This window comes from Mucilaginibacter lutimaris, from assembly GCF_042676625.1.
Taxonomy (GTDB): domain Bacteria; phylum Bacteroidota; class Bacteroidia; order Sphingobacteriales; family Sphingobacteriaceae; genus Mucilaginibacter; species Mucilaginibacter lutimaris.
Genome location: NZ_JBHTIA010000002.1, coordinates 81,941 through 106,080 on the forward strand (window position 1 = coordinate 81,941; position 24,140 = coordinate 106,080).

19 protein-coding genes are annotated in these 24,140 nt (G+C 44.1%); 8 read left to right on the forward strand and 11 right to left on the reverse strand.

Features of this window, described 5'->3' with window-relative positions:
* Positions 1-218: 218 nt before the first annotated feature.
* The 4 genes from ACFQZI_RS00390 (at position 219) to ACFQZI_RS00405 (ending at position 7,181) form a co-directional block, all read left to right on the forward strand.
* On the forward strand, positions 219-3,500 hold the full coding sequence (locus ACFQZI_RS00390; protein WP_377137220.1) for a SusC/RagA family TonB-linked outer membrane protein: 3,282 nt from the start codon (positions 219-221) through the stop codon (positions 3,498-3,500).
* A 19-nt stretch (positions 3,501-3,519) separates the two neighbouring features.
* A complete protein-coding gene (locus ACFQZI_RS00395) occupies positions 3,520-5,058 on the forward strand; it encodes a RagB/SusD family nutrient uptake outer membrane protein (protein WP_377137222.1) in 1,539 nt (512 codons plus the stop codon).
* Positions 5,059-5,109: 51 nt separating this feature from the next.
* The gene (locus ACFQZI_RS00400) at positions 5,110-5,988 is read left to right on the forward strand and encodes a glycerophosphodiester phosphodiesterase family protein (protein WP_377137224.1); all 879 of its coding nucleotides are present in this window, start codon (positions 5,110-5,112) and stop codon (positions 5,986-5,988) included.
* A gap of 101 nt (positions 5,989-6,089) precedes the next feature.
* Complete coding sequence (locus ACFQZI_RS00405; RefSeq protein WP_377137226.1) at positions 6,090-7,181, forward strand: MBL fold metallo-hydrolase; 1,092 nt, start codon at positions 6,090-6,092, stop codon at positions 7,179-7,181.
* A 23-nt stretch (positions 7,182-7,204) separates the two neighbouring features.
* Here ACFQZI_RS00405 and ACFQZI_RS00410 read toward each other — a convergent pair whose 3' ends face one another.
* Positions 7,205-8,251: a metallophosphoesterase gene (locus ACFQZI_RS00410; protein WP_377137228.1), complete on the reverse strand. Its 1,047-nt coding sequence runs from the start codon at positions 8,249-8,251 to the stop codon at positions 7,205-7,207.
* 318 nt (positions 8,252-8,569) lie between these two features.
* On the opposite strand from ACFQZI_RS00410, the gene ACFQZI_RS00415 reads away from it, so the two are divergent.
* Positions 8,570-10,633, forward strand: a complete 2,064-nt coding sequence (locus tag ACFQZI_RS00415) for a beta-L-arabinofuranosidase domain-containing protein (RefSeq protein WP_377137230.1) — start codon at positions 8,570-8,572, stop codon at positions 10,631-10,633.
* 42 nt (positions 10,634-10,675) lie between these two features.
* Here the strand turns inward: ACFQZI_RS00415 and ACFQZI_RS00420 are convergent, their stop codons facing one another.
* Entirely contained in the window at positions 10,676-12,478 is a 1,803-nt protein-coding gene (locus ACFQZI_RS00420; protein WP_377137232.1) for a DNA topoisomerase 3, read from the reverse strand.
* Entirely contained in the window at positions 12,478-12,732 is a 255-nt protein-coding gene (locus tag ACFQZI_RS00425; RefSeq protein ID WP_377137234.1) for a CHC2 zinc finger domain-containing protein, read from the reverse strand. Before ACFQZI_RS00425 ends, ACFQZI_RS00420 begins: the two co-directional genes overlap by 1 nt.
* Positions 12,733-12,897: 165 nt before the next feature.
* On the opposite strand from ACFQZI_RS00425, the gene ACFQZI_RS00430 reads away from it, so the two are divergent.
* A complete protein-coding gene (locus ACFQZI_RS00430; RefSeq protein ID WP_377137236.1) occupies positions 12,898-13,383 on the forward strand; it encodes a hypothetical protein in 486 nt (161 codons plus the stop codon).
* 3 nt (positions 13,384-13,386) lie between these two features.
* Here the strand turns inward: ACFQZI_RS00430 and ACFQZI_RS00435 are convergent, their stop codons facing one another.
* From ACFQZI_RS00435 to ACFQZI_RS00450, 4 genes are all read right to left on the reverse strand, one after another.
* Complete coding sequence (locus ACFQZI_RS00435) at positions 13,387-13,599, reverse strand: hypothetical protein (RefSeq protein WP_377137238.1); 213 nt, start codon at positions 13,597-13,599, stop codon at positions 13,387-13,389.
* Positions 13,600-13,708: 109 nt separating this feature from the next.
* Entirely contained in the window at positions 13,709-14,605 is an 897-nt protein-coding gene (locus ACFQZI_RS00440; protein ID WP_377137240.1) for an SGNH/GDSL hydrolase family protein, read from the reverse strand.
* Positions 14,606-14,697: 92 nt separating this feature from the next.
* Complete coding sequence (locus tag ACFQZI_RS00445) at positions 14,698-15,390, reverse strand: adenylate/guanylate cyclase domain-containing protein (RefSeq protein ID WP_377137242.1); 693 nt, start codon at positions 15,388-15,390, stop codon at positions 14,698-14,700.
* Between the two features lie 347 nt (positions 15,391-15,737).
* Complete coding sequence (locus ACFQZI_RS00450; RefSeq protein WP_377137244.1) at positions 15,738-16,418, reverse strand: SGNH/GDSL hydrolase family protein; 681 nt, start codon at positions 16,416-16,418, stop codon at positions 15,738-15,740.
* 111 nt (positions 16,419-16,529) lie between these two features.
* On the opposite strand from ACFQZI_RS00450, the gene ACFQZI_RS00455 reads away from it, so the two are divergent.
* On the forward strand, positions 16,530-18,167 hold the full coding sequence (locus tag ACFQZI_RS00455; RefSeq protein ID WP_377137246.1) for a hypothetical protein: 1,638 nt from the start codon (positions 16,530-16,532) through the stop codon (positions 18,165-18,167).
* Positions 18,168-18,212: 45 nt separating this feature from the next.
* Complete coding sequence (locus ACFQZI_RS00460) at positions 18,213-18,692, forward strand: ankyrin repeat domain-containing protein (protein WP_377137248.1); 480 nt, start codon at positions 18,213-18,215, stop codon at positions 18,690-18,692.
* Positions 18,693-18,736: 44 nt separating this feature from the next.
* Here ACFQZI_RS00460 and ACFQZI_RS00465 read toward each other — a convergent pair whose 3' ends face one another.
* The 4 genes from ACFQZI_RS00465 to ACFQZI_RS00480 all read right to left on the reverse strand — a co-directional run bounded on the left by ACFQZI_RS00465 (position 18,737) and on the right by ACFQZI_RS00480 (position 23,914).
* Positions 18,737-20,902, reverse strand: a complete 2,166-nt coding sequence (locus ACFQZI_RS00465) for a catalase (RefSeq protein ID WP_377137250.1) — start codon at positions 20,900-20,902, stop codon at positions 18,737-18,739.
* Between the two features lie 2 nt (positions 20,903-20,904).
* Entirely contained in the window at positions 20,905-21,444 is a 540-nt protein-coding gene (locus ACFQZI_RS00470) for a ferritin-like domain-containing protein (RefSeq protein WP_377137252.1), read from the reverse strand.
* Between the two features lie 164 nt (positions 21,445-21,608).
* Positions 21,609-22,199: a DUF1543 domain-containing protein gene (locus ACFQZI_RS00475; protein ID WP_377137254.1), complete on the reverse strand. Its 591-nt coding sequence runs from the start codon at positions 22,197-22,199 to the stop codon at positions 21,609-21,611.
* Positions 22,200-22,201: 2 nt separating this feature from the next.
* On the reverse strand, positions 22,202-23,914 hold the full coding sequence (locus ACFQZI_RS00480) for an FAD/NAD(P)-binding protein (RefSeq protein WP_377137256.1): 1,713 nt from the start codon (positions 23,912-23,914) through the stop codon (positions 22,202-22,204).
* Positions 23,915-24,140 lie beyond the last annotated feature (226 nt).

A 24,140-nucleotide genomic window follows, 5' to 3' on the forward strand; every position in this document is an offset into this window, starting at 1 on the left:
AAATAACAAAGTTATAGCCTTTAACTTGCTTAATTTATAAAAGTTGTTAATTAAGTTTAAATTCTACTAATTACTTGCCTATGTAGCACATTAACCATCTCCATTCTATTTAAAGCGTAAAACACAAAAACCGGAAACTGCGCTAACATTTATCCGGTTTTGTGATGCTTGTCAATTAACTCATACCATAAGTTTTTCAACAATTAATTTTTAAATGTATGCAAAAAAAGATTATCCACAATCTTTTAAGAGTAGCATTTAACAGTATAACTATTGTTTTACTGTTAATGTTCTCTGCCCCGGTAATAGCCGGCCCAACAGCCGCAGGTACCGCTAATATCGATAATATCACCGGCCGGGTGATAGATGAAACAGGCCAGCCGCTCCCCGGTGTAACTGTTAAGGTTAAAAATACTACAATAGCGACAAGTACTGATGCAACGGGCCGCTACACGATTAAGGCGGATAGGGGCGCTGTGCTCATGTTTAGCTTTATAGGTTATATAAGCCAAGAGGTAACTGTAAAAGAAGGGCCGGTTAATATAAAGCTAAATCCGCAGGCTAATATGCTGAATGAAGTAGTAGCTATAGGTTACCAAACCATGCGCAAAAGCGATGTAACAGGTGCCATATCCAGCGTAAAAGCCAGTGAGCTTAACCTTGCAGCGCCTACATTAGGGCAGGCATTGGTTGGTAAGGTTGCGGGTGTGCAGGTGTCGCAAACAAGCGGCGCACCTTATCAAAGCACAAAGATACGTGTGCGTGGTGTCGGTTCTTTCAACGCCAGTTCCGATCCGCTTTATGTAATTGATGGCTACCCGGCAAATAATGATGTTTACATTAATCCTGAAGATGTAGAATCTATCGATATACTAAAAGATGCGGCATCAGCTGCCATATATGGTTCGCGGGCATCAGGCGGTGTAGTTTTAATAACTACCAAACACGGGAAACAAGGAAAAGGAAAGTTTGAGTATGATATTCAGATAGGCTCAGATCAGCTGGCCCACAAGGTGAAATTACTTAACTCGGATGATTTTGCCCAGTTGGTAATCGATGGACGTAACAATGCCTATCATGATCTGTGGGTGAACACCGGCCATACCTGGAACGACGCCATGTATTCCGACCCAAACACAACCCGCGTGGCGAATGTAGGTAATGCCGGCAGCGTACAGATCCCTGATTACCTGTACGACTTTCCAAATCAAAAACTTATTGACCAAACGGTAAATACTGATTGGCAGGACGAGCTTTACCGTAATACGCTATTTCAAAAACACACGCTTTCATTTTCTGGCGGTAGTAGCGGTACGCGTTACTACATTAGCGGTGCCTATCAAAACCAGCCGGGTATTATCCTGTCATCCGGGCAGGAGCGTTATAATTTCCGGTCGAATATTGAATCTGATATTAGCAAGAAACTGCATGTTGGCGCCAATGTATCTTATACATCAAACTACAACCGCGAGATACAAGAGGGCAGGTTTGACCACGGGCCAATATTAGGCGCGCTTATTTATATGCCGTTTTTCCCGGCCTATAATGCCGATGGTTCGTTGGCTACAAACGCTGCCGCTGCGCAATCATCGGCTTACGGCTATCAAAGTATAGAGAACCCGGTTGCTCTGGCTACACGTACTAAAATAAGCCGGAAAGGGTATCGTACCAGTATTAACGCGTTAGCAAGTTATAAGATAGTGCCCGATTTAACTTTTAAGGTTAACGTAGGAAATAACACGTATAATGAAAAGTACGATTACTACCTGCCAACCACGCTTAGCAGTGGTGCAAATCCTCCGGGTTCGCCACAAGCTATAGCGGCTGCAACAGCTACGGCACAAACCACCTCGGTTACCGACCAACTGGCAGAATTTACCCTGAACTTTAGTAAGCAGCTGGGTAAACACCGTATAGACGCGCTTGGCGGTTACACAATACAAAAAAACATGCGCGATGCACTTAGCGTATCAGCCAAAGGTTTCCAGAACGATAACGTTCCCGAAGTTACAGGCAAAGGCGCTGACGCGACTTTCTTTACGCTTAACGGCGGCCCAACAGGTAAATCTAACTTTACGCTGTTATCATATTTTGGCCGCGTAGCTTATAACTACGAAGGCAAATATTACCTGACCGGGTCTTTCAGGGCGGATGGTTCATCGCGTTTTGGGCCTCAAAATAAGTACGGTTACTTCCCGTCGGTAGCTGCCGGCTGGACATTGTCTGAAGAACCCTTCTACAATAACTTCCTGGGCGATCAGTCTACCGTAAAGCTGCGTGCAAGCTGGGGCCTTAGCGGTAATTATAACATTGGTAACTATGGCTACCTGCAAACTTTAGCAAGCCCAACCGGTGTTGTGTTTGGCAATAACAGCACGGTTTCATCTGCCACCTATGCAAATGGCCTAACCGATCCAAGCCTGAGCTGGGAATCAACCTCGCAGTATAATTTTGGTGCCGAAGTTGGTTTGTTTAAAGGCCGTTTATCGGTTATTGCTAATTATTACTTAAGTAAATCGTATAATCTGCTGTATAACCAGCCCATCTCGGCTATTTCGGGAGCTACTACCATTCTTACCAACCTGCGTAATTCAGAGATCCGCAACACAGGTTTCGATTTCCAGTTAGATGGCCGGGCTATCAGCAAAAAAGATTTTACGCTTAACATCAGTGGTAACATATCCATCAACCGTAATAAAGTAACTAAGCTTAGCAGCAACAATACCATTATTATTAATGGTGCCGAGCGTTCTTACTTAACCAGTATTACACAGCAAGGCCAGCCTGTAGGTATGTTTTATGGGTTTAAAGTAGCCGGCATAGTTACCGAAGAAAACATCAATAAAGTGGCGCCATCTTCATCACAATCGAACCCGTTGCACGTGGGCGACCTGTACTTTGAAGATACAGACCATAACGGAGTAGTAAACGATGCCGATAAAACTATTATTGGTAACCCTTATCCTGATTTTACATACGGATTTGCCGTGAGCGCTACCTATAAGAAGATAGATCTGAGCGCATCGTTTAACGGTTCGCAGGGTAATGATGTGTTAGATGGACAGGATTACTACTTATACAACATGGAAGGCTCCGGTAACAACTATGCCGATGTAGCAAACCGTTACCGCAACGCTGCCAACCCCGGGAATGGTACCGTTTACCGTGCATCTCGCGCGGGTACACAAAGCAATAGTACACGCTTATCAACCTTCTACCTGCAGGATGGTTCGTTCCTTCGTTGTAACAATATCACTTTAGGTTATACCCTGCCAAAGCTGGTTACCGATAAGTTAGGTATAGGAGGGCTTCGCTTATATGGGTCGGTAGTTAATGCCTTTACCATTACCAAGTATAAAGGTTACAACCCCGAGGTTGATTACAATTACAGTAGCGGTGCATCAAATAACACACAGCCGCCAAACCTGGCACCGGGCGTAGATTACGGGGTGTACCCATTGGTACGCTCATACAATTTAGGTATCAGGGCTACATTCTAACGTTTAAATGAAAAAAGAAATGAAAAAGTCAATCATCATAACAGCAGGCGCAGCCATACTAACGCTGTCGCAGTTTTCATGTAAAAAAGATTTTCTGGAGCAAAAAGACCCCAACGCAATTGAGCTGGGGCAAAGTTTCCGTACCCCTGATGATGTTCTTACCGCGGTAAACGGTATCTATCAATCGTTACGCAGCAGCAACAACATTGGCGAAAATAGCGGCCTATGGACGGATGAACGGTCTGATGACACCGGCCGTAACGACAATCAATCCAACGCGGGCGAGCCATTCCAGTTTGGAGATTTTTCTATCCTCGCCAGTAATACTTATTTAAAAAGCCACTGGGTATCCCTGTACGGTACAATTTCACGTGCTAACGTAGTGCTTTCAAATATCGACAAGGTTACTTTTGCCGATCCGGCGCAAAAGCAGCAATACGCCGCCGAGGCTAAATTCTTGCGCGCTGTAATGTATTTCCACCTGGTAAGGTTATGGGGCGATGTGCCTTTGGTAACCAAACAACTGTCGTTTGAGGAAGTGGCCGAGAACACCTTCCGCGAAAAACAAGCCGCTGTGTATGCACAGATAGTTGCCGACCTTAAAGACGCGCTGAACAGTAACCTGCCCAACTTACAAACGGGGGCGGGCATTGGCCGTGCGTCAAAAGCAGCTATAAATGCTACATTAGGCCAGGTGTATTTAACTATGGCTACCACACAAGACCAAGCCGGCCGTACCGAAAACCTTAATAATGCCAAAACTTACCTGTTAGCAGCTTACAATGTGCGCACGTTCGGTAACTTGAGCACAATCCCTTATACGGATATTTTCGACGTAACCAAAAAATCCACCTGTCCTGAGATCATCTGGCAAATCGTAAATAAACAGGGCGATATCAACTATAGTTCGTCCATTGCGGCCAATAACCAGGCAAAGGGCGAAACTATTAACTCGCTGGTAAAATCGGCCGGGGTAGGTGGTAACGTAACACCAGATCTGATCAAAGATTACGAAACGGGCGACCCGCGTATGGCGTTCTCGGTTAAATTTGCCAACGACCCGATTGTAAAGGATTATTTTATAACTAAGTTTAGAGATGCCAGCTCCGGAGCTTCAAACCTTGGTTACGGCGGTAACGACTGGATTTTGATACGTTATGCCGATGTGATACTGATGCTGGCCGAGGTAAGCAATTATTTAGGCGATGTAGCAGGTGCAACCGGATATTTAGATATGGTACGCGCCAGGGCAGGTTTGCCGGGCTATACCGCATCATTAGCAAACCCGGCCTATGCAGCCAAATATCCTAACCTGCGCCTTGCTATTTTGCATGAACGCCGCGTAGAGCTGGCCTTTGAACATCACCGCTGGTTCGATCTGTTGCGCACCTTTACCACCGACGAACTGGTAGCATACTTTAAGGCAAAAAATCAATCGGATTTTGGCATACCTAAATTGGCCAACTTTAACGCCAAAGACAGGTATTATCCAATACCTTTTGATGAGTATAAGCTTAATCCCGAAAAAATGTATCAAAATCCGGGCTACAGTAAATAACCAAAATTAAACAAAGGCAAGGGGCGTTACACTCCTTGCCTTTCATATATTATGAAAGCAAAATTGATACTGGTGCTGCTATTATTGCAGACTATAAATTTAGCAGCTCAAAATAAGGTAATGGTTGCAGCGCACCGTGGCGACTGGCGCAATGCACCCGAAAATTCGTTACGGGCTTTTGAGTATGCGGCAGCTATGGGTGTAGATATTGTTGAACTTGACCTTAATAAAACGAAGGATAGCGTACTGATCATTTTACACGACCAAACGCTTGACCGCACCACCGACGGCAAAGGCAAGCCATCAGACTACACACTGGCCGAGATACAAAAATTTAGGCTAAGGAATGGCCTTGGCCGCGTTACCCGCAACCCTATACCTACTTTTAAAGAAGTGATGCTGGCCCTAAAAGGCAAACCCGTATTGGTAAACCTCGATAAAAGTTATCCTTACTACCGAGAAGCATACGCTGTATTAAAAGAAACAGGCACACTTAAACAAGCGTTGTTTAAGGCAGAAGTTACCTATCCCGAATTAAAAGGAAAGTATCCCAAACTTATAGACAGCATTGTATTTATGCCAATAGTAAACCTTGATAAGGCCAATGCAAGGGCAATTATTGTAGAGTATCTTAAAAATATAAAGCCCTGGGCATTCGAGTTTAACTTCAGGAGCGATACTTCATCCATACTTAAGGATAACCGTTTTATAACCGCTGCCGGTTCAAAGATCTGGTTTAATTCGTTATGGGCATCCCTAAACGCCGGGCATGATGATGATTTGGCCGTTGAAGAAAATAACAAAAAAGATAGCTGGGACTGGCTGATAAGCCACGGCGCTACTGTGTTACAAACAGACCGGCCTAAAGAGTTGCTTGCCTATTTGAGATCCAGGCGTTTACACGACGGTGATCGCTTAAAAAAAAGATAACAACTATACGTTACCCCAATCCTTTGTTTAGTGATTGAGGTACCTACGTTAATCGAAATGGCGAAATAATAAGCTGCCCTTAACGTTATTAGGCTTATTATATGAAGATTAGTTGCATAGGGGTAGGATTGGTTATGTTGCTATTGATGGCTGTCGGTTGCGGCCTGGTAAAGTCGGTAGGAGAAAACCCTAAAGGCGAGGCGCTTGCCCGGTTAGATACATTGCCTAATTTTAAAAACGGGGCGTTTGTAAACTTGGCTGAACAGTCTGATTCGACGGTTAAGCGCAATAAGTTTCTATTATTATTACACAACCGGTCTAAAATTACCCGGCCCGCCCAACCCCTGCCATGGGTAAAAACAGACTTGAAAACATTGCCAACACCGGCGCCAACCATAGTTTGGTTTGGGCATTCATCGTTACTTATTAAAAGCACGCAGGGCAATATACTTATTGATCCGGTTTTTAGTAATCATGCGGGGCCTGTGCCCGGGTTGGTTACGGCCTTTGAAGGTACAACAAACTACCATGTAAAGGATATGCCGCATATAGATGTGCTGGTTATATCTCATGACCATTATGACCATTTAGATTATAGCACCCTCAAAAAATTGCGGAACCACATTAAAATGGCTGTTGTGCCAAAAGGGGTAGGCTCTGACTTGGTTTATTGGGGATTTGATTCTAATAAGATCATCGAACTAAATTGGGATCAAACCACAACGCTACCCGGCGGCCTTAAAATTACAGCTACAGCGGCGCAACACCGAAGTAACCGCACCTACGGCAGTACGAATAAAACGCTTTGGGCTTCTTATGTGTTACAAATGGGTGATTACCGTATTTTTTATAGTGGAGATAGTGGCTATGGCTCACACTTTAAAAAAATTGGCAGCCAATATGGGCCGTTTGACCTCGCACTGATGGAGTGCGGGCAATATAGCCCCAATTGGCCATGGGCGCATTTGTGGCTTGGGCAGGCCGCCCAGGCCGCCGTTGATTTGCAGGCAGATATGCTACAACCTGTTCATTGGGCCAGGTTTGAAGCATCAGACCATACCTGGAATGAACCCATTCAAAAGTTACTTCCCGCGGCCAAAAAACTGGGCATGCCTGTAAACGTTCCCCGTATTGGCGAACCCTATACTTTGGGACAAGCACCTAAAACAGCAGTATGGTGGAATTTTAAATAGCTGCCGTGCTTCTATATGGTTTATTATGCCAAACCGTGTTTCAGGGTAATCACCGCAATTTCGGGCCACATGCCAATGCGCCCTTTTAGACCCAGATAGCCAAAGCCGCGGTTAACGTAAAGGTATTTACCTGCTTGCTCGTAAAGCCCTGCCCATTGCTTGTACACATATTTAATTGGGCTCCATTTAAAGCCAAAAAGCTCGATGCCAAACTGCATACCATGGGTATGGCCTGCAAACGTTAAATGAATATGCTGCTGATGCCCAAGTGTTACCGCATCCCAATGCGAAGGGTCATGCGACATGAGAATGTTAAAGCTATTTGCAGGTAAGCCGGCTGCTGCCTTTTCAAGGTCGCCATATTTATGAAAACCGCCCTTTCCCCAGTTCTCAACACCTATGAGGTTAATGGCCTGCCCATCTTTTTTGATACTGATAGACTGATTAAGCAATAAGTTAAAGCCAATATCGCCATGCACCTGTTTCAAACGGGTTAAGTTATCGTGTTTAGCTTTTTCGCTTTCCCAGGGAATATAGTCGCCATAATCGTGGTTGCCCAATACTGAGAACTTGCCATAAGCAGCCTTTAATTTTGAAAATGCGGGTATCCATCGGTCCATTTCTGATGCTTTATTGTTAACGAGGTCGCCGGTAAACAAAATTAGGTCACTTTCCTGTGCATTTACCATATCAAGCCCTTTTTGTACACCGGTGTCGCTGGTAAAGCTGCCGGAATGGATGTCGGACAGTTGAGTTATGGTAAAATTGTCGAAAGCCTCCGGTAGGTCGGGCAAATAAAGTGTTTCGCGGCGTATGCGGTAAAAGTGCCGGCCACGGGTAACGCCAAATAAAACCACCAAAAATATAACGGCTGCTAATGCCGCGGTAAGCTGGCTAACCCATACAGCCCGTGGCGGAAAGCCCCTGAACATGCGGGTAATATCTTCAATAAGTAATACAGGTACCGAGAACAGGCGTGGTACAAATGTAAGCAGCATAAATGCCATAAGCCCGGTTATAATATGTTGTGCTATTTTACCACCCTTTGGTAAAAAAACAAGCGAAACCATGCCGGTTAACAGGATTATATCAATTAAGCGGTAAGCCAGGTGGACCAAAGGGTTTGCAGTTAGTGTTGCTAGAACCTGAAAAAAATATACATTGGTTATTAACCAAAGTAACAGTACAAGAGGGAGTCGTTTTGCCATAATATGATGACGAGCAAGTTTTACAAACATTTTATCGGGATAAAACTAATGAGGATTGGATGACAAAACTTGTGTAGGTGCCTTATTTTTGTGCCATAAAATTAATTCGAAGCATGTAGGGAAATTACATTCTGAACACGTAAAATTGTATTCTCCTAATTGCCAAATAAAACCTATCGAATGAATTACTTCAACACACTTGGTAAGCTTGTTAGTTTATCGTTAATACTTAGCTGTGCGTGTATAGAAATATCATCTGCCCAGGCTGTAAAGGCTACTATGCTTAAAAAAATAAATAACAGTACTTTAAATGCAAATTATATCAGCAACCGCGCGCCCTTGCAAAAGGCGTATTTTGTAAAGTTACCTGTAGGCAGTATAAAAGCAGGAGGGTGGTTAAAAAAAGCGCTTGAGCTACAGCGCGATGGCCTTACCGGTAACCTTGGTGAAATAAGCATCTGGCTCTCAAAAACCAACAACGCCTGGCTTAATAAAGAGGGAAAAGGCGAATATGGTTGGGAGGAATTACCTTATTGGCTAAAGGGTTATGCTAATATTGGCTATATGCTCGACGATAAAAAGATGATAGCCGAAGCTAAGTTCTGGATAGATGCCGTACTAAATAATCAGCGCGATAACGGGGATTTTGGGCCTGCTGTTGAACATGATAGTAACCGCGACCTATGGACCAATATGCCTATGCTTTGGTGCCTGCAGTCGTATTATGAATATAGTAAAGATGAGCGTGTAATCCCTTTCATGACCAAATATTTTAAATTTCAATTGTCGTTACCGGATAGTAAGCTGTTGCAGGATTATTGGGAGAACAGCCGCGGCGGGGATAATATTGCTAGTGTTTACTGGCTTTACAACCGCACGGGCGACAAATTTTTGCTGGAGCTTGCATCTAAACTTGATAAAAACACCGCCAACTGGCGACAGGCCAACAATCTGCCCAACTGGCACAATGTAAACGTTGCACAATGCTTTAGGGAGCCGGCCACTTTTTATCTGCAAAGCCATAACCCGCAAGATATTGCAGCCACTTATAACGATTTTAAGCTGATACGTGATATTTACGGCCAGGTGCCGGGAGGTATGTTTGGCGCCGACGAAAATGCCCGTAAAGGTTATGACGACCCACGCCAGGCAGTAGAAACCTGTGGAATGGTTGAGCAAATGACATCAGACCAAATGCTGCTGGGCATTACCGGCGACAGCTTTTGGGCCGCCAATTGCGAAGACGTTGCTTTCAATACATTTTCGGCAGCTTTTATGCCCGATTACAGGTCGCTACGCTATTTAACCGCGCCCAACATGGTATTAAGCGATGGCAAAAATCATAACCCGGGTATTGATAATAACGGGCCTTTTTTAATGATGAACCCTTTTAGTAGCCGTTGTTGCCAGCATAACCACGCCGCAGGTTGGGTTTATTATGCCGAAAATAGCTGGATGGCTACTCCGGATAACGGTTTGGTAGCCCAGTTATACACGCAGGGCCAGGTAAAAGCGAAAGTTGGTAACGGTGCAGCGGTAACCATAACCGAAACTACCCGTTATCCTTTTAGGGACGAGGTGAATTTTACCGTTAACACAGCTAAGGCCACAAACTTCCCGATGTATTTACGCGTGCCCGAATGGTGTGAGGGCGCCTCAGTTAAAGTCAACGGCTTGCCGGTAAAAGTTACGAGCGATAAAGGCGACTATATACGCCTGGCTAAAACCTGGAAGAACGGTGACAAGATTATCCTGCGATTACCAATGAAGATAGAAGTGCGTGAATGGGCCAAAAATAAAAACAGTATTAGTGTAAACTACGGCCCGTTAACTTACTCGTTAAAGATAGACGAGAAATATATAAAAGAGGATAGTAAGAAAACGGCCATAGGCGATTCGCGCTGGCAGGCCGGTGCCGATCCTGAGAAATGGCCGTCATACGAGATCCACCCGGCATCGGCCTGGAATTACGGGCTGGTATTGGATAAGCAGCATCCCGAAAACTCTTTTAAAGTTGTACAGCAAGAATGGCCTAAAGATAATAACCCCTTTACCAACGCAGGCGCGCCGATACGGCTTTTAGCAAAAGGCAAAAAAATACCCGATTGGACGATAGACCAATACGGTTTATGCAGCGTGCTGCCGCAAAGCCCGGTTAAAAACAGCGAGCTGGTTACTCAGCTAACTTTAGTACCAATGGGCGGCGCGAGGTTAAGGATATCTGCATTCCCGGTAGCCAAATAACAATATTTTAAGCTGATCGGATAACTTGTTAAGGTTATAGTGCTATTTGAGCGCCATACCCTTACCGGCTTGTAACAGTTCCTGGGTGATAGCCCTCGTATAAACCTTAATCTCCTCCTGAAATGCGCTCACTGATGCGCCGCTGCGGATCTCTTCAAGGCGTTTTTCCCAGGCGCCGGTTAATTCGGCCTGCGATATGCGCTGGTCCTTTACCACGTTATAAACAGACAGGCCCGTTGATGTAGGAACCAGGTTCTTTTTTTCGCGGGCTATGTAATCCCGTTTCAATAGTGTTTCTATAATAGCGGCGCGTGTGGCCGGTGTGCCAAGGCCGCTGTCTTTCATGGCCTGCCGTAGCTCATCATCGTCTATTTCCTTGCCGGCCGTTTCCAGCGCCTTTAACAGGCTGGCTTCGTTGTAAAGTGGTTTGGGTTTGGTTTGCTTCTCCAGTATGTCTTTAGCTGTTACAGGCAATATTTCTCCTGGCTTAACTGCCGGGAGCGTTGCGTTTTCTTCGTCCTTTTTCTCTTCGTCCTTATCATTAAAAACCGCCCGCCAACCCGCGGTTTGTATAACTGTACCACTTGCCAGAAACTTTGTGCCTGATAGTATCGTGATCTTCGTGATCTCCTTTATACAATCGGCATGGAAAGCCTCCAGCATTCGCCCGGCAACCATATCGTATATAGCCTGTTGGTCGTCAGTAAGATGATTGGGTTTTTCTCCGGTTGGTAATATCGCGTGGTGGTCGGTAACCTTTTTGGCGTTTACGCTTCGTTTATTCAGCTTCGCCGAAGTAAGTATTATAGCTTGTTTGCCAAACTCAACGTGCTCCGTAAATCCTGCTATTAATTGTGGCACACCTGCAAATACATCATCGCCAATGTATCGGCTTCCGGTACGGGGGTAGGTTACAAGTTTATTCTCGTAAAGATTTTGTAATAGGGTGAGGGTTTGGTCGGCGGTAAAACCTTTACGCTTATTGGCCTCCTGCTGCAGGCTGCTTAGGTCATGCAATAGTGGTGGCGGCTCTTTTCGCGGTTTTGCTTCTACGTTCTCAATTGTGCAGGTTGGTTCTACCAGTTGCAGCACGGCCTCGGCCTCTTCTTTAGTTTTGAAGTTGGTTACGGATACAGCCTTAAACGCCTGCCCGTCTTTATCGGGCTGTATCACCACCTGGTAAAAGTTTTGCGGTACAAAGTTTTTATGCTCTATATAACGCGCGCAGATCATGGCAAGCGTTGGTGTTTGCACGCGGCCAAGTGATAGTACCGACCGTGTACCTGCCGATAAACTTAGGGCCTGCGTGGCATTCATGCCCACCAACCAATCTGACTGCGACCTGCAATGCGCGGAATTAAATAAGGAATCGTAGTCAGCCCCTGGCTTTAAATTCCTGAAACCATCTTTAATGGCTGCGTCTGTTTGTGATGAGATCCACAGGCGTTTAAATGGCTTTTTGCATTTAAGGTAGTAATATATATAACGGAAGATGAGTTCACCTTCGCGTCCGGCATCAGTAGCTACGATAATTTCGGTAGCTTCATCAAAAAGGGTTTTTATGATATTTAGTTGCTTTTTAACCCCCGGGTCATCTACCAGGCCATCCTTTGTTTTAACCTTACGGATGGCTAATTTGAATTTTTGCGGTAGCATGGGCAGGTTTTGCACGTTCCAACCGTAAAAGCCGTATTCCTGCGGAGCGGCAAGTTGCAGCAGATGGCCAAATGCCCATGTAAAGGTGTAGCCTTTACCTTCAATATAGCCATCTTTCTTATTGGTTGCGCCAAACACCTTAGCGATCTCGCGCCCTACAGATGGCTTTTCGGCTATTATAACCTTCATTAAGCCGGGAAGTTTTGTTTAGCCAACCGGCTTATTATCTCGTTACGGCTTTTATTTTCTATCCTCATTAAAAATTCTACAGGGCCGCCCTCAGCACCGCAGCCAAAACATTTAAACATATTGGTGTGCGGGATAATCATTAAAGAAGTGGTTTCATCGGTATGAAAAGGGCAACGGCCTTTTAAAGCTTTGCGGCTTTGTAACAGCAGCACATGTTTTTTGGCAATTTCTACCAGGTTTAGTTCTTCGGTCATGTAAAAATAAATGTAACCCCCAAAGGTAAACCAAACTCTTTAGGCACAAAACGGATGTGGAAAAATCGGGAAATGGTATTTATGATTGTTTAACATGCCTATGCGTTCATAATCTCTTTTATGCACAAATACAAATAGTAAAGCTATATTACTATTTTTGCAAGGATGATTGAGCTGAATGAATATGAATGCGAAATGCTGGATGCTGTTTTGGAAGCCTTTGGCATACCCGACAGTTTGACCAGGAACCAGCTGCTTGAATTGTTTGACCAGGATGAGGCAACCGCTTTTGCCCTGGTACAAATATTAACCCGGGAAGGCCTTATTGCCGTAACCGGTAAACACGGGGATTATGATTTGCCGGAAAAGCTTGTACTAAAACCAAAAGGCGATAAGTTTCTTAAAGCTGGGGGCTTTGTTAAGCGTTATAAGGCAGAGCAGGAAAAGCCTGTTGAGGTAAACGGTACGCTATCTAAATTACAGCAGCAAAACATGAAACTGCAAAATGAAAAATTGCTGCACCAGTCTCAGCTTAGAGAGATTCAAAGAAATATGGATAAGCGCCAATATATATTACTGGCGCTTATTATAGTTGCATTAATAATTGGCTATATTATTGGCCATGTAGTTGGTGCGCACTCCGCCAAATAATAGCTATAACAATTCGTTCAAATCTGTTTTTAGCTTTTTCTTCGCCTTCTTTTTTAGGTAATCCTGAGCGTGTTCCTTCAGTTTATCAGCTGCGGCACGTATCTCGTTTTGCTTACGGATGTACAAATAAGTTATCGCTCCGGCAAACATTGCGCCTATTGCTAAACCGGCTATTAATATGCCGCTATTATCCTTTTTTTTAAATGGGTTTTTCATATCAATTCCTTTTAAATGGATGTATTAAATTACTATCCGGTTATTGGTACAACTACAACAACAGCTTTTTTGTTTATATATTTTTGAACATCCCCCTGTTTGACAGCGATTATAATTTTAGTTCTTTAAACAGGGCAACAATGGCTTTTGTAATTACTTTATATCCTCTATCAGATGGGTGCAGGCCGTCAAATGTCATGTTCTGGGCTTCAATAGGGTAAGGGTAATCATCAATACCCGGGTTAAAAGGAATGCCGATAGATGCGGGGTATTTGTAATTCTTGTAGTGCCCTGTGTTGTCCTTTAGCCTTTTAAATTTTATTGTGTTTTTGATGCTTAAGTCCTTGTTATGATAGAGGTCAACAACAGGTAAGTTCTCATACTTGCCTATTGCAAGTACAGCCTCGGCAAAGGATGCTAAAGACTGCCCATTCTTATCTTTATAACTGCCATAAGCATTATTGTTTGGGGCGTTTATATAAACAAAGTCATTTCGCTGCATGGGAGTTATCAGTACTATTTTGGCAGTAGGGTTGAGGCTGCGGATCTTATTGATGATCTTACGGTAAGCGCCCGATGAAGTGCCAATTCCGGTATCATTTTTATAATCGTTTAATGTACCTGCCGGGATGCCCGCCCACCAATCATTTGTCCCCAGGAAAATTGTGTACAAATCGGCCTTAACAATACCCAGGTTCTCAATCTCGCGGGCAATGCCTTGTACGGTCCAGCCATTATGCCCCTGGTTAATGTATTTAATATAGGGTAATGCCTCGGTAACGCCTGTTAAATAACCCTTCTTTACCCTGTTTTTTGTTTCATCGCGATGATCATTCAGGTAGGTGATAGAGTCGCCTATGGCTACCCAGGTAATTTCCTTTTGATTGATAAGCGATAATAAGGGAATCGCTATAAATATTAAAAGGGAGCATCTTTTTAAGAAGGTTATTTTGCCTTTTTGCATAAGTATGTAAATGGTTGGGCCAAAGTAATTAAATGCCGGCATATAACTCTGTTACACTGTTATCCAAACCAAAAAAGCCACTTCATAAAGTGGCTTTCGCATTAATATATGATAGACTTATAAAATAAGGCTTGTTATCCCGATATAGCCAATAAATAATCCATACTAAGGGCGTTTGATGCCAGCTGGCGGCTATTATCGTAAGGTTTGCCCGCCAGGCGAATTTGCTGGTTTTGTGCTATGCCCTGTAATTGCACTGTTTGTTTGTCGGGGCTTGTACCAATAGTATTTATCATGCTGTAAGCATATTCAGATATCAGCATGTCGTTATTTAGCTCTTTTGTTTTCGCTTGCAGCCTCGCCGCTATATTAACCGACAGGCCCATTACAGATAGCTCTGCAGGTGCATCCAGGCCAAACTCGCCAACAAAAACACGGCCTGCATGTAAGCCAACCCCAATTTGCAAAGGCCCGCCATGAAAAGGCACAGCATATGCCTCATTAAAAAGGTTCACTGTGTGAAACATGGTTTTTGCTGCCTGGTAGGCATTATTTACAGCTTCGGTAAGGGAAGTTTGTAAACCAAACACCGCATAAAGATTATCGCCAGCTATTTCTACTACTTTACCCTGTAAGCTTTTTACGATCTGGTTAAAGGCTGTAAACAAGCGGCGGACCACCGTGATTACCGATTGCTGGGGCTGCGATTCCATTAAACCCGTAAAGTTGCGAATATCTAAAAAGAGTATGGCCAATTCACGCTCCTCATCGGGAGAGGAATTGTTTATGGCGGGGCATGTATTTAATGATAAGTAAGTGTTTTCCATAGTGTTTAGCATCCGTTATACTATTGTAGACGCTAAGCTCACCAAAACATTTTAAATAAAATGCCGATTTTCTTTTCCTGATAAATAGGTGACAGCAATTGTATTTTTAAATGACAAACCGCTATTTCTACCGCGAGATGTTTACACTGTCCCACTATTTATGACACTAATAAAAAATAAAACATAAATATTTGTTAATCAAGTATTTATTAATTTTATAAATTCAATTTTACTTAAAGTAAACATTATCCTGAATAGGTTTAAGTATTTTATAATCAAATAGTTAAATCAAATTAAAGATGTGTCCCATTTTTTGAAAAACGGGACGGAATGGGACACCCTGTTTTTTACTTTTTGGCGAGTGCCTTTGCTATAGCCGCCTTGGCTAAAGGCGCCATTATTTTATAGCCCTCCAGGTTAGGGTGAACGCCATCTTTAGATAGATTTGCCGGCAGGCCTCGTTTATCATCAGCCATGGCGGTAAAGTAATCCAGGTAAACCATATTGTTTTTAGCCGCGTAATCTTTCAGCATGTTGTTTAATATCGTAACCTTTTCTGTAGGGATTATAGAGGGCCTCCAGGGAAATTTATTGGCAGGCAATACTGAGGATAGTACTACTTTAATATGATGCACCCTCGCTAACTCAGCCATCGAAAAAATGTTACCTGCTACATCTTCTATTTTAGACGGGCCGTTATTTTCGGCAATATCATTTATGCCGGCAAGTATCACAACAACGGCTGGTTTAAGGTTAATTACATCCTGCCTGAAACGCAGCAGCATTTGACCGGTTGTTTGGCCGCTTATGCCGCGGTCTATATAATTGTTGGCCGCAAAAAATGTTGAGTCGTTAACTATCCAAAAATCCGTTATCGAATCGCCCATGTAAACCACCCTTTTTTGCCCGGCTGCAGGCGCGGCAAGTTTACTATTGGCTTCCTGGTAACGTTTAATATTTGGCCAGTCCTGCGCTGATGCTGTTAAAGTGCCAGCTATAAATGATAATATTGCAAAAACGTTTTTCATATAGATCGCAATTTAAGAAATAAATGTATTAACGCTGGTTAGCGTGTTTTCTTTTTTAATGGTTGCTTAAAACGTTCTAATCACTAAATTAGTCACTATTCAAATCAATCTATGCTAAGACGTAATTTTGTAAAACTATCTGCCGCAGGCTTTGCCGCGGTTATGTACAGCCGTTTAACTTTTGCCAATGCTATAGGCAATTCACTTATTAACCATCCTGATGAGGCCTGGGCACAAGTTGACAACCAATGGGTGAAACTTACAGGTAAAGGCGGGGCTGCATTTAGCCACCAGGATATTAAAGTTGAAGTTAAAGCCAGCGGCAATGCGCAAGCGGTGTATGTGCAAGCGCCCAATAGCGAACTACAGGGCATTAAGTTTACATGGAATTACCAGACCGTAAAATACAATAAGATCTTTGGCGACCACTGGGAACGCGGTTATGGCGACCTGGCATGGCGCTCGCCGGACGCCGGCACTAAAAACCCATGGTACGTGCTGTTACATGATGATAAGCAAACAGCTTGTTTCGGTGTAAAAACAGGCGCGAATACGATGTGTTACTGGGAAGTTAAACCCGCGGCTATAGAATTGATTATGGATACCCATTCCGGCGGGGTAGGTGTAAAACTGGGGCAGCGTACCCTGCATGCCGCGGATATTGTAAGCAGCCTGGGTAAAGCTGGCCAAACCCCTTATGCAACATTAACCAACTTTTGTAAGGTAATGTGTGCCAAACCACGCCTGCCGAAGCAACCTGTTTACGGTATTAACGATTGGTATGTGGTGTACGGCAAAAACTCTTTCCAAACCATTAAAGACCAAACTACGGCCATGGCCGAATTAGTGAGCGATACCAATAACCGCCCCTTTTCGGTAATAGATGACGGCTGGCAGCAGCCCGACGATTTTTCGATAGTGAACGATAAGTTTAAGGATATGCATAAAATGGCCGACGAGGTAAAGAGCCATGGCATGCGCCCCGGTTTATGGACACGCCCCTTAATTGCCCGTAAAGACGACAGCAAAGCCCTGCTTGCCCCCAAAATACCAGGGCGCGCGCAAAACGATGATGAGCTTATCCTCGACCCAACCATCCCGGAAAATATAGCACGTGTAAAACGTAATATGGCCCTGTATAAACAATGGGGCTACCACCTGGTAAAGCATGATTACAGCACTTGGGATATATTTGGTAAATGGGGTTTCCAGATGAAGGAGAACTTTACTGCGCCCGGTTGGAAATTTCAGGATCAAAGCAAAACCAACGCCGAAATTATTAACCACCTGTACGGCGCTATCCGCGAATCGGCAGGGGATATGTATATCATAGGCTGTAATACCATGAGCCACCTGTCGGCAGGGGTGTTTGAACTTAACCGTACCGGGGATGATACCAGCGGAAAGGAGTGGGCGCGCACTAAAAAGATGGGTGTAAATACGCTTGGTTTCCGCCTGCCCCAAAATAATACCTTTTACGCGGCTGATGGTGACTGTGTTGGCTTAACTAAAGATGTGCCGTGGGATAAAAATAAACAATGGATGCAGCTGCTGGCCGAAAGCGGTTCGCCGTTATTTATTTCTGCCGAGCTGGATATATTAGACGCGGAAAAGAAAGCGGCTATCAGGCAAGCGTTTGCAAATGCTGCCAGGGTGCAGCCCAACGGCGAGCCTTTAGATTGGATGACCAAACAGTTCCCCGAAAGATGGAAGCTGAACAACCGCGAGGTAACCTTTAACTGGGATTGATACCGTGCAGAGCAAACTATACCGGCAATTATTAGTTAGTTAAATATGGAAAACGTAGACTTGAATGAAGTATTGATACACGCGGCACGTAAGGGCGAGATCCCCGTTATTGAGGAGCTTTTGAAGCAAGGTGTAAGCATCGAAGCAAAAGATGCTAAAGGGTACACGCCATTAATAATAGCCTGTTATAATAACCAGTTAGAGACCGTTCGTTTTTTGCTGGATAATGGTGCTGATATTAACGGCGCCGACTTTGGCGGTAACACAGCTTTAATGGGTGTGTGTTTTAAAGGCTATACCGATATTGCCCAATTACTTATTGACAGGGATGCAAACCTTAACCAGATGCACGGCAACGGCGGTACCGCGTTAATGTTTGCCGCCATGTTTGGCCGTAACGATATGTTAAAGCAATTGCTTGATGCAGGCGCAGATAAAACCCTAACCGATGTACGCGGGCTAACGGCTTATGATATTGCTGCCCAACAGGGTAATGAGGGCGCTTTCGCTATTTTAAACCAATAAAAAAGCGCCTTGTTATCAAGGCGCTTTAAAATGAAATATTAATGTTAAGCCGGGATCTTTCTCGGCTTTTCGCGTTCCCAGAAACGGTGCTGTTTTATAGCTTCAATAAAGTTGGCAGCTAAAGTAGCGGTATCATCGCTTACAATAACGCCTTCATCAACTTCTATTTTTTTGCTAAAGTATGTCGCTTCTAAAACCTGCATGGCATCAGCGTCTGCCGCTATGGCTTTGCAGTGTTTAAAGGCTTCATTCAGGAAGTGTACAGCATCAGGGTCTGCCTCAATGGAAGCAACACTGTTACCGCCACCCGGTACGTAAACGGCATCAAACAAAACGGAAGCTGCTGTTAAGAAGCTTTCATCGGCCTGTATCTGCTCATCGTTTAGCGAGGTGATAAAGCCTAACCTTGGCGCGATAACATTTACAGCGCCACCCTCGGCCTCAATAGCTTCTTTTACAGCGAACAATGCTTTCTCGTTTACACCATCAGCAGCAAGGAACGCAACTTTGCGTGTTTGGATGCTATCTTTAACCGTATTAGCCATGCTTAACGCTTCAGATCTGGTTAACGGGCCTTCTACCTGTACCGGTTCATAATCTTCTACATTGGCATCCGCAGGGATACTTTTGTTTACCGGCGTTTCTAATACTTGCGGTACGTGCAGGCCCAGGGCGTAAGCAACCTCTGCTGCAAGGCCTTTATCAATTAATGATAGTATGCCCAGCATGCGTTCGCGTATAGCGATGGTTTTTACTTTACCCAGCTCAAAGCTTAAGGCATCTACAATGTGGTTTTTTTCAGGATCCGACTGGCTATGGAAAAATAACCTGGCCTGGCTAAAGTGGTCGCGGAAGCTTTTGCTCCTGGCGCGGATCTTACTCGCTTCAATACGTTCGGGGAACGTTACATAACCACCCTGCTCGGCCTTAACCTGTTCCGGCGAATTGTTATTAAGCGAGTTGGGGCTATAGCTGGTTTTGCCCGCGTCGATATTCTGCCGCGAAAAGCCATCGCGCTGGTTATTATGAACCGGCACAACCGGGCGATTGATAGGAATTTGCTGGAAGTTTGGCCCGCCTAAACGCAGCAACTGCGTATCGGTATACGAGAATAAACGGCCTTGTAACAATGGGTCGTTGGTGAAATCTATACCCGGCACAATGTGGCCTAAGTGGAACGCAACCTGTTCTGTTTCGGCAAAGAAGTTATCGGGGTTACGGTTTAGTGTCATTTTACCAATGCGTTGTACAGGTACCAGCTCTTCCGGGATTATTTTAGTTGAATCGAGCAGGTCGAAGTCAAATTTAAATTCATCTTCTTCCGGCACAATTTGCACGCCCAATTCCCATTCAGGGAAATTGCCGCTTTCGATGGCATCCCAAAGGTCGCGGCGGTGAAAATCGGGGTCTTTACCTGATATATTCTGCGCTTCGTCCCATGCAACAGCGTGTACGCCCAGTAGCGGTTTCCAATGGAACTTTACAAAGCTTGCTACGCCCTCCGCGTTAACAAAGCGGAAAGTATGTACGCCAAAGCCCTCCATCATACGGTAACTACGTGGCAGGGCCCTGTCGCTCATGGCCCACATAACCATGTGCGCAGATTCGGGCATCAGCGAAATGAAATCCCAAAAGGTATCATGGGCCGATGCAGCCTGTGGTATCTCGTTATCCGGTTCGGGTTTAACGGCATGTATAAGATCGGGGAATTTAATGGCATCCTGTATAAAAAATACAGGCATATTGTTACCCACCAGGTCAAAGTTACCCTCCTGTGTGTAAAAACGTACCGCGAAACCGCGTACATCCCTTGCAAGATCCGTAGAACCGCGCGAACCCGCAACGGTAGAGAAACGTACAAACACAGGCGTTTCTGTTTCGGTATCGTTCAGGAACAGGGCTTTGGTAACTGCCGCCTGGTTTTCGTATAATTTAAAAACGCCATGTGCGCCCGAGCCGCGTGCATGTACCACACGCTCGGGGATACGTTCGTGGTCAAAATGGGTTATCTTTTCCCTTAAGATAAAGTCCTCCAAAAGGGAAGGGCCGCGGTCGCCTGCTTTAAGAGAGTTCTGGTCGTCGTTTATTTTTAAACCGGTATTGGTAGTCATTTGACGGCCGCCGGCATCATCCCTAAACTGGCCTAACTGTTCGCTTTTTAAGTTTGTTGGTTCGGTAGCCGGTTTTACGGCCTTTTTATTTTTAGCCATAATTATGGTTGTGCGGTAATGGTTGTGGTAACTTCTGTTAATTTCTCATCAGCGGTTTTTTCTTCGGCAAGTGTTTGCTGTAAAATAGCGGCAACATCTGTTAAGCCTAAGTTTGTTGCTAATGACGCCAGGCCGCCATAGGTAGCAATTTCATAATGCTCTACCTTTTGCGATGCCATAATAATGCCCACGTCGCGCGCGTCGGTGCCGGCTTCGGTACTTTCAATAATGCCTTCGCCTTCCTTGGTAAGGCCTTCCATGGCGTCGCATTTTTTGGCTATCACTTTTTCTTCAAGTAAACCAAATATTTCTTCAAGCCTGCTTACGTGGCCCTTTGTTTCTTCGAGATGATCTTCTATAGCCGTTTTTAACTCCGCGGAATTTGCCGCCGCTATCATTTTAGGCAGGTTTTTTACCAGGTGGTTTTCGGCCCAGTAGATGTCCATAATGCCATCCTTAAAAAGGTCGAGTAATCCGGTATCTGTTTTCTCAGGCGACGCGGTCGCGAATTTCGGCTCGGTGCCGGTTTCTTTTTTAGCCATGATGTTTTTTGTTGAGTTTCTATTTAGCACAATAAGTTGTACAGATACAAGCAAAAAAACACCAACTTGTTTTAACCTGTTGGAAATAATTTAAATTAGAAGTTTTATGATAAGGGATTTTAAAAGACCTGTCTATTGAAATGGACGTTGCTTTAAATAAATGTTTACGTAAGCTTATCTAATTTAAAATAACCCAGGTGGATCTCATCCTCGGCTAAATCCTCTGCGGGGGTAATGTCTATATAGTATTTATCTTTAAGGGCGGGGGATAGCATTTCTTCAATATTATAAATGTCATCCACATCAATACCATATTTATCATCTACATGTGCGCTTGCCCCTTTAGGTCCGCTAATATTATTTGTGCGGAAAAACACTGTTTTTTTAGATTGCTGTATGGCAAGCCCTTTATCACTTTGTACCGTAAGCACAATATGATGCTGCTCGGCCAACTGGCCGGAAAGGTAGCCACCAAGGTTTACAAAAAACAGCCTGTTGCCCGATGGCTGGTTATCTGCACCTTTCGGCACAACTTTTACCCGGTAGCCATTAACAGCATTAACCTCGCGGTAGCCGTCAATATGCAGGCTGGTGCCTGTATTACGCCAAAAGGCTTTAATATCGGGCACCAGTTCTTTTAACGAATTGCCTATTCCAAAAAAAATATCGTGCTGTTCTATGTGCCTGCCCGGCGCTTTTGAGCCTAATAATAACATGTAAAGTTTGGGTGCGTCGGTTGGTATTTGGTTGGTCATATCTAATTTGATAAAATAGTATTAATAATGTGGCCCGATGCTTCCTGGCAAAAATCAAGCCCTGAGTAGTCGGGGTTGTAGCCTCCAATATAAGGCACGGCCATTACGTAGATACGTTCGTTAAAAGCCCCATAATCGTCTACCGCCTGGAAACTATCGTTTATAGCTATGCCGGGTACTATTAAATAATATCCGCCCTTACCGTCAGCTTTAACCTTTTCGTTACCGTTTTCAAATTCCCTTTGACCGTTTTCCGGTTCTTTAAACCATAGCTTAGCCGTAGTAACCGTGCGGTTTTCGCTAAGGCCCTTGTACGGAAATTCATTAAAAGATAAATGTGGCTGGCCTACACAGTCTACGTAAGTTTTGTAGACATCGGCATGTTCTTTACAATCCTCATCGGTATAGTGGTAAATAGCCCCGCCACCTTCAACAGGCTCTACATAGCTGTCATCGCCAACGGTTACAATATCTAAAACACCCGCCTGGTGCAGTGCCATCATCTCTTCAACCGAACTTTGTGGTGCATAGGCTATAACCACTGATATTAATGGCATTAACGTTTTTTGCAGCCTCATCATATCCTCTGCCGAAAAATATTTGGCAGGGTAATTCATCGCGAAGCTAAGTACGCCAAGCATTTCTTTCCAGTAAACAGATTGGCGTTGTTCAATGGAACTTTCTGCCTCCTTATATTCATTTTTAAGTAGTTGAAAGGGGGCTACACTTTCGCGCTGATTCATTATATCGGTTACAAAATCCTCCATGCGCATGTTTTTTATACGCTCGTAAAACCCGGGCTGCTTTTCCTTAAAGGCAAGTTTAAAATCTTTCTCGAAAACAAGGTCGAGCGATAGGAAACCGTTATTTTCTTCGCGGTTTAGTTTGATCTCATCCGGCGTAAGTTCGGCGCCTGTAGCCAGGTGCGAATCCTCCAGATGAAACCGTACGGCCGGCAGCAGGCCATTGCGCGAATGCATCACAATTTTAAAGCCTTTGCTTTCGTCTAAAACGTTGTAGGTAAGTAAACCGGCGTCATCTTTTGTGTAAGTGCCATTATGCCGCGATAGCGTGCGTATAGCATCAATAGCCGTTAAGGATGATCCACGTACGGCCACCGGGTTATTGGTTTTAAAGGCAAGCTTTACCGGTGGGTACGGCGAATCGAAATATCCCGGTACCGTGCCTTCATTCTTTTTAGGCCAATTATGGCCTGTACAAATGATCACAAGGTCAAATTCATGCTTTGCCTCATGGTTTATCTCTACAATTACATTTTCCTTATCGGGGTTATCCGTTATATCGGTTACTTCGCTGTTATATTTAATCTCAAACTCCAGGACCTGGTCTTTAGCTTTTTTTTGCAGCAGGCCAAATTGCGCGGTTAAATATTGCCCAAAAAGTAAGCGCGGCAATACCTTGTATTCATTGAATTTTTTAGGGTCGATATGATATTTATCCAGCGTGTCTTTAGAAACCGTTTTTATCCATTCGTTAATGGAGGTAACCATGTCTGGTATCTCGTTTCCAGATACGTTGGTGACATGCTCGTCATTAGAGCCCTGGGCACTGTAAGGCATCCCGGCGCCCAATACATTGTTTTTCTCGAAAATGGTTACTTTAAGATCAGTCCTTTTGGTGTCAACAAACCGCTTAAACATAAACAGGGCGCTTGGCCCGCCGCCAAGTATGGCTACGTTGTTTTTATTTCTCAATTATGATATGATTAGCAAATATTTATAACAGAAAGCAAATAATGATTAAGAATGCAAATAGGGGAAAATTGTTTGTACGGGATATTTAAATTTCCAAAAATGTTAGATCTAATGTAATTTATTTGCGTTAAACAGCTGAATTGAAGCTGATTTTACCATAGTTTTTTAACATTTTTTACTTTTTCTTTTCTGTTAAATTGGCCTATCTTTCAACACTAATAATATC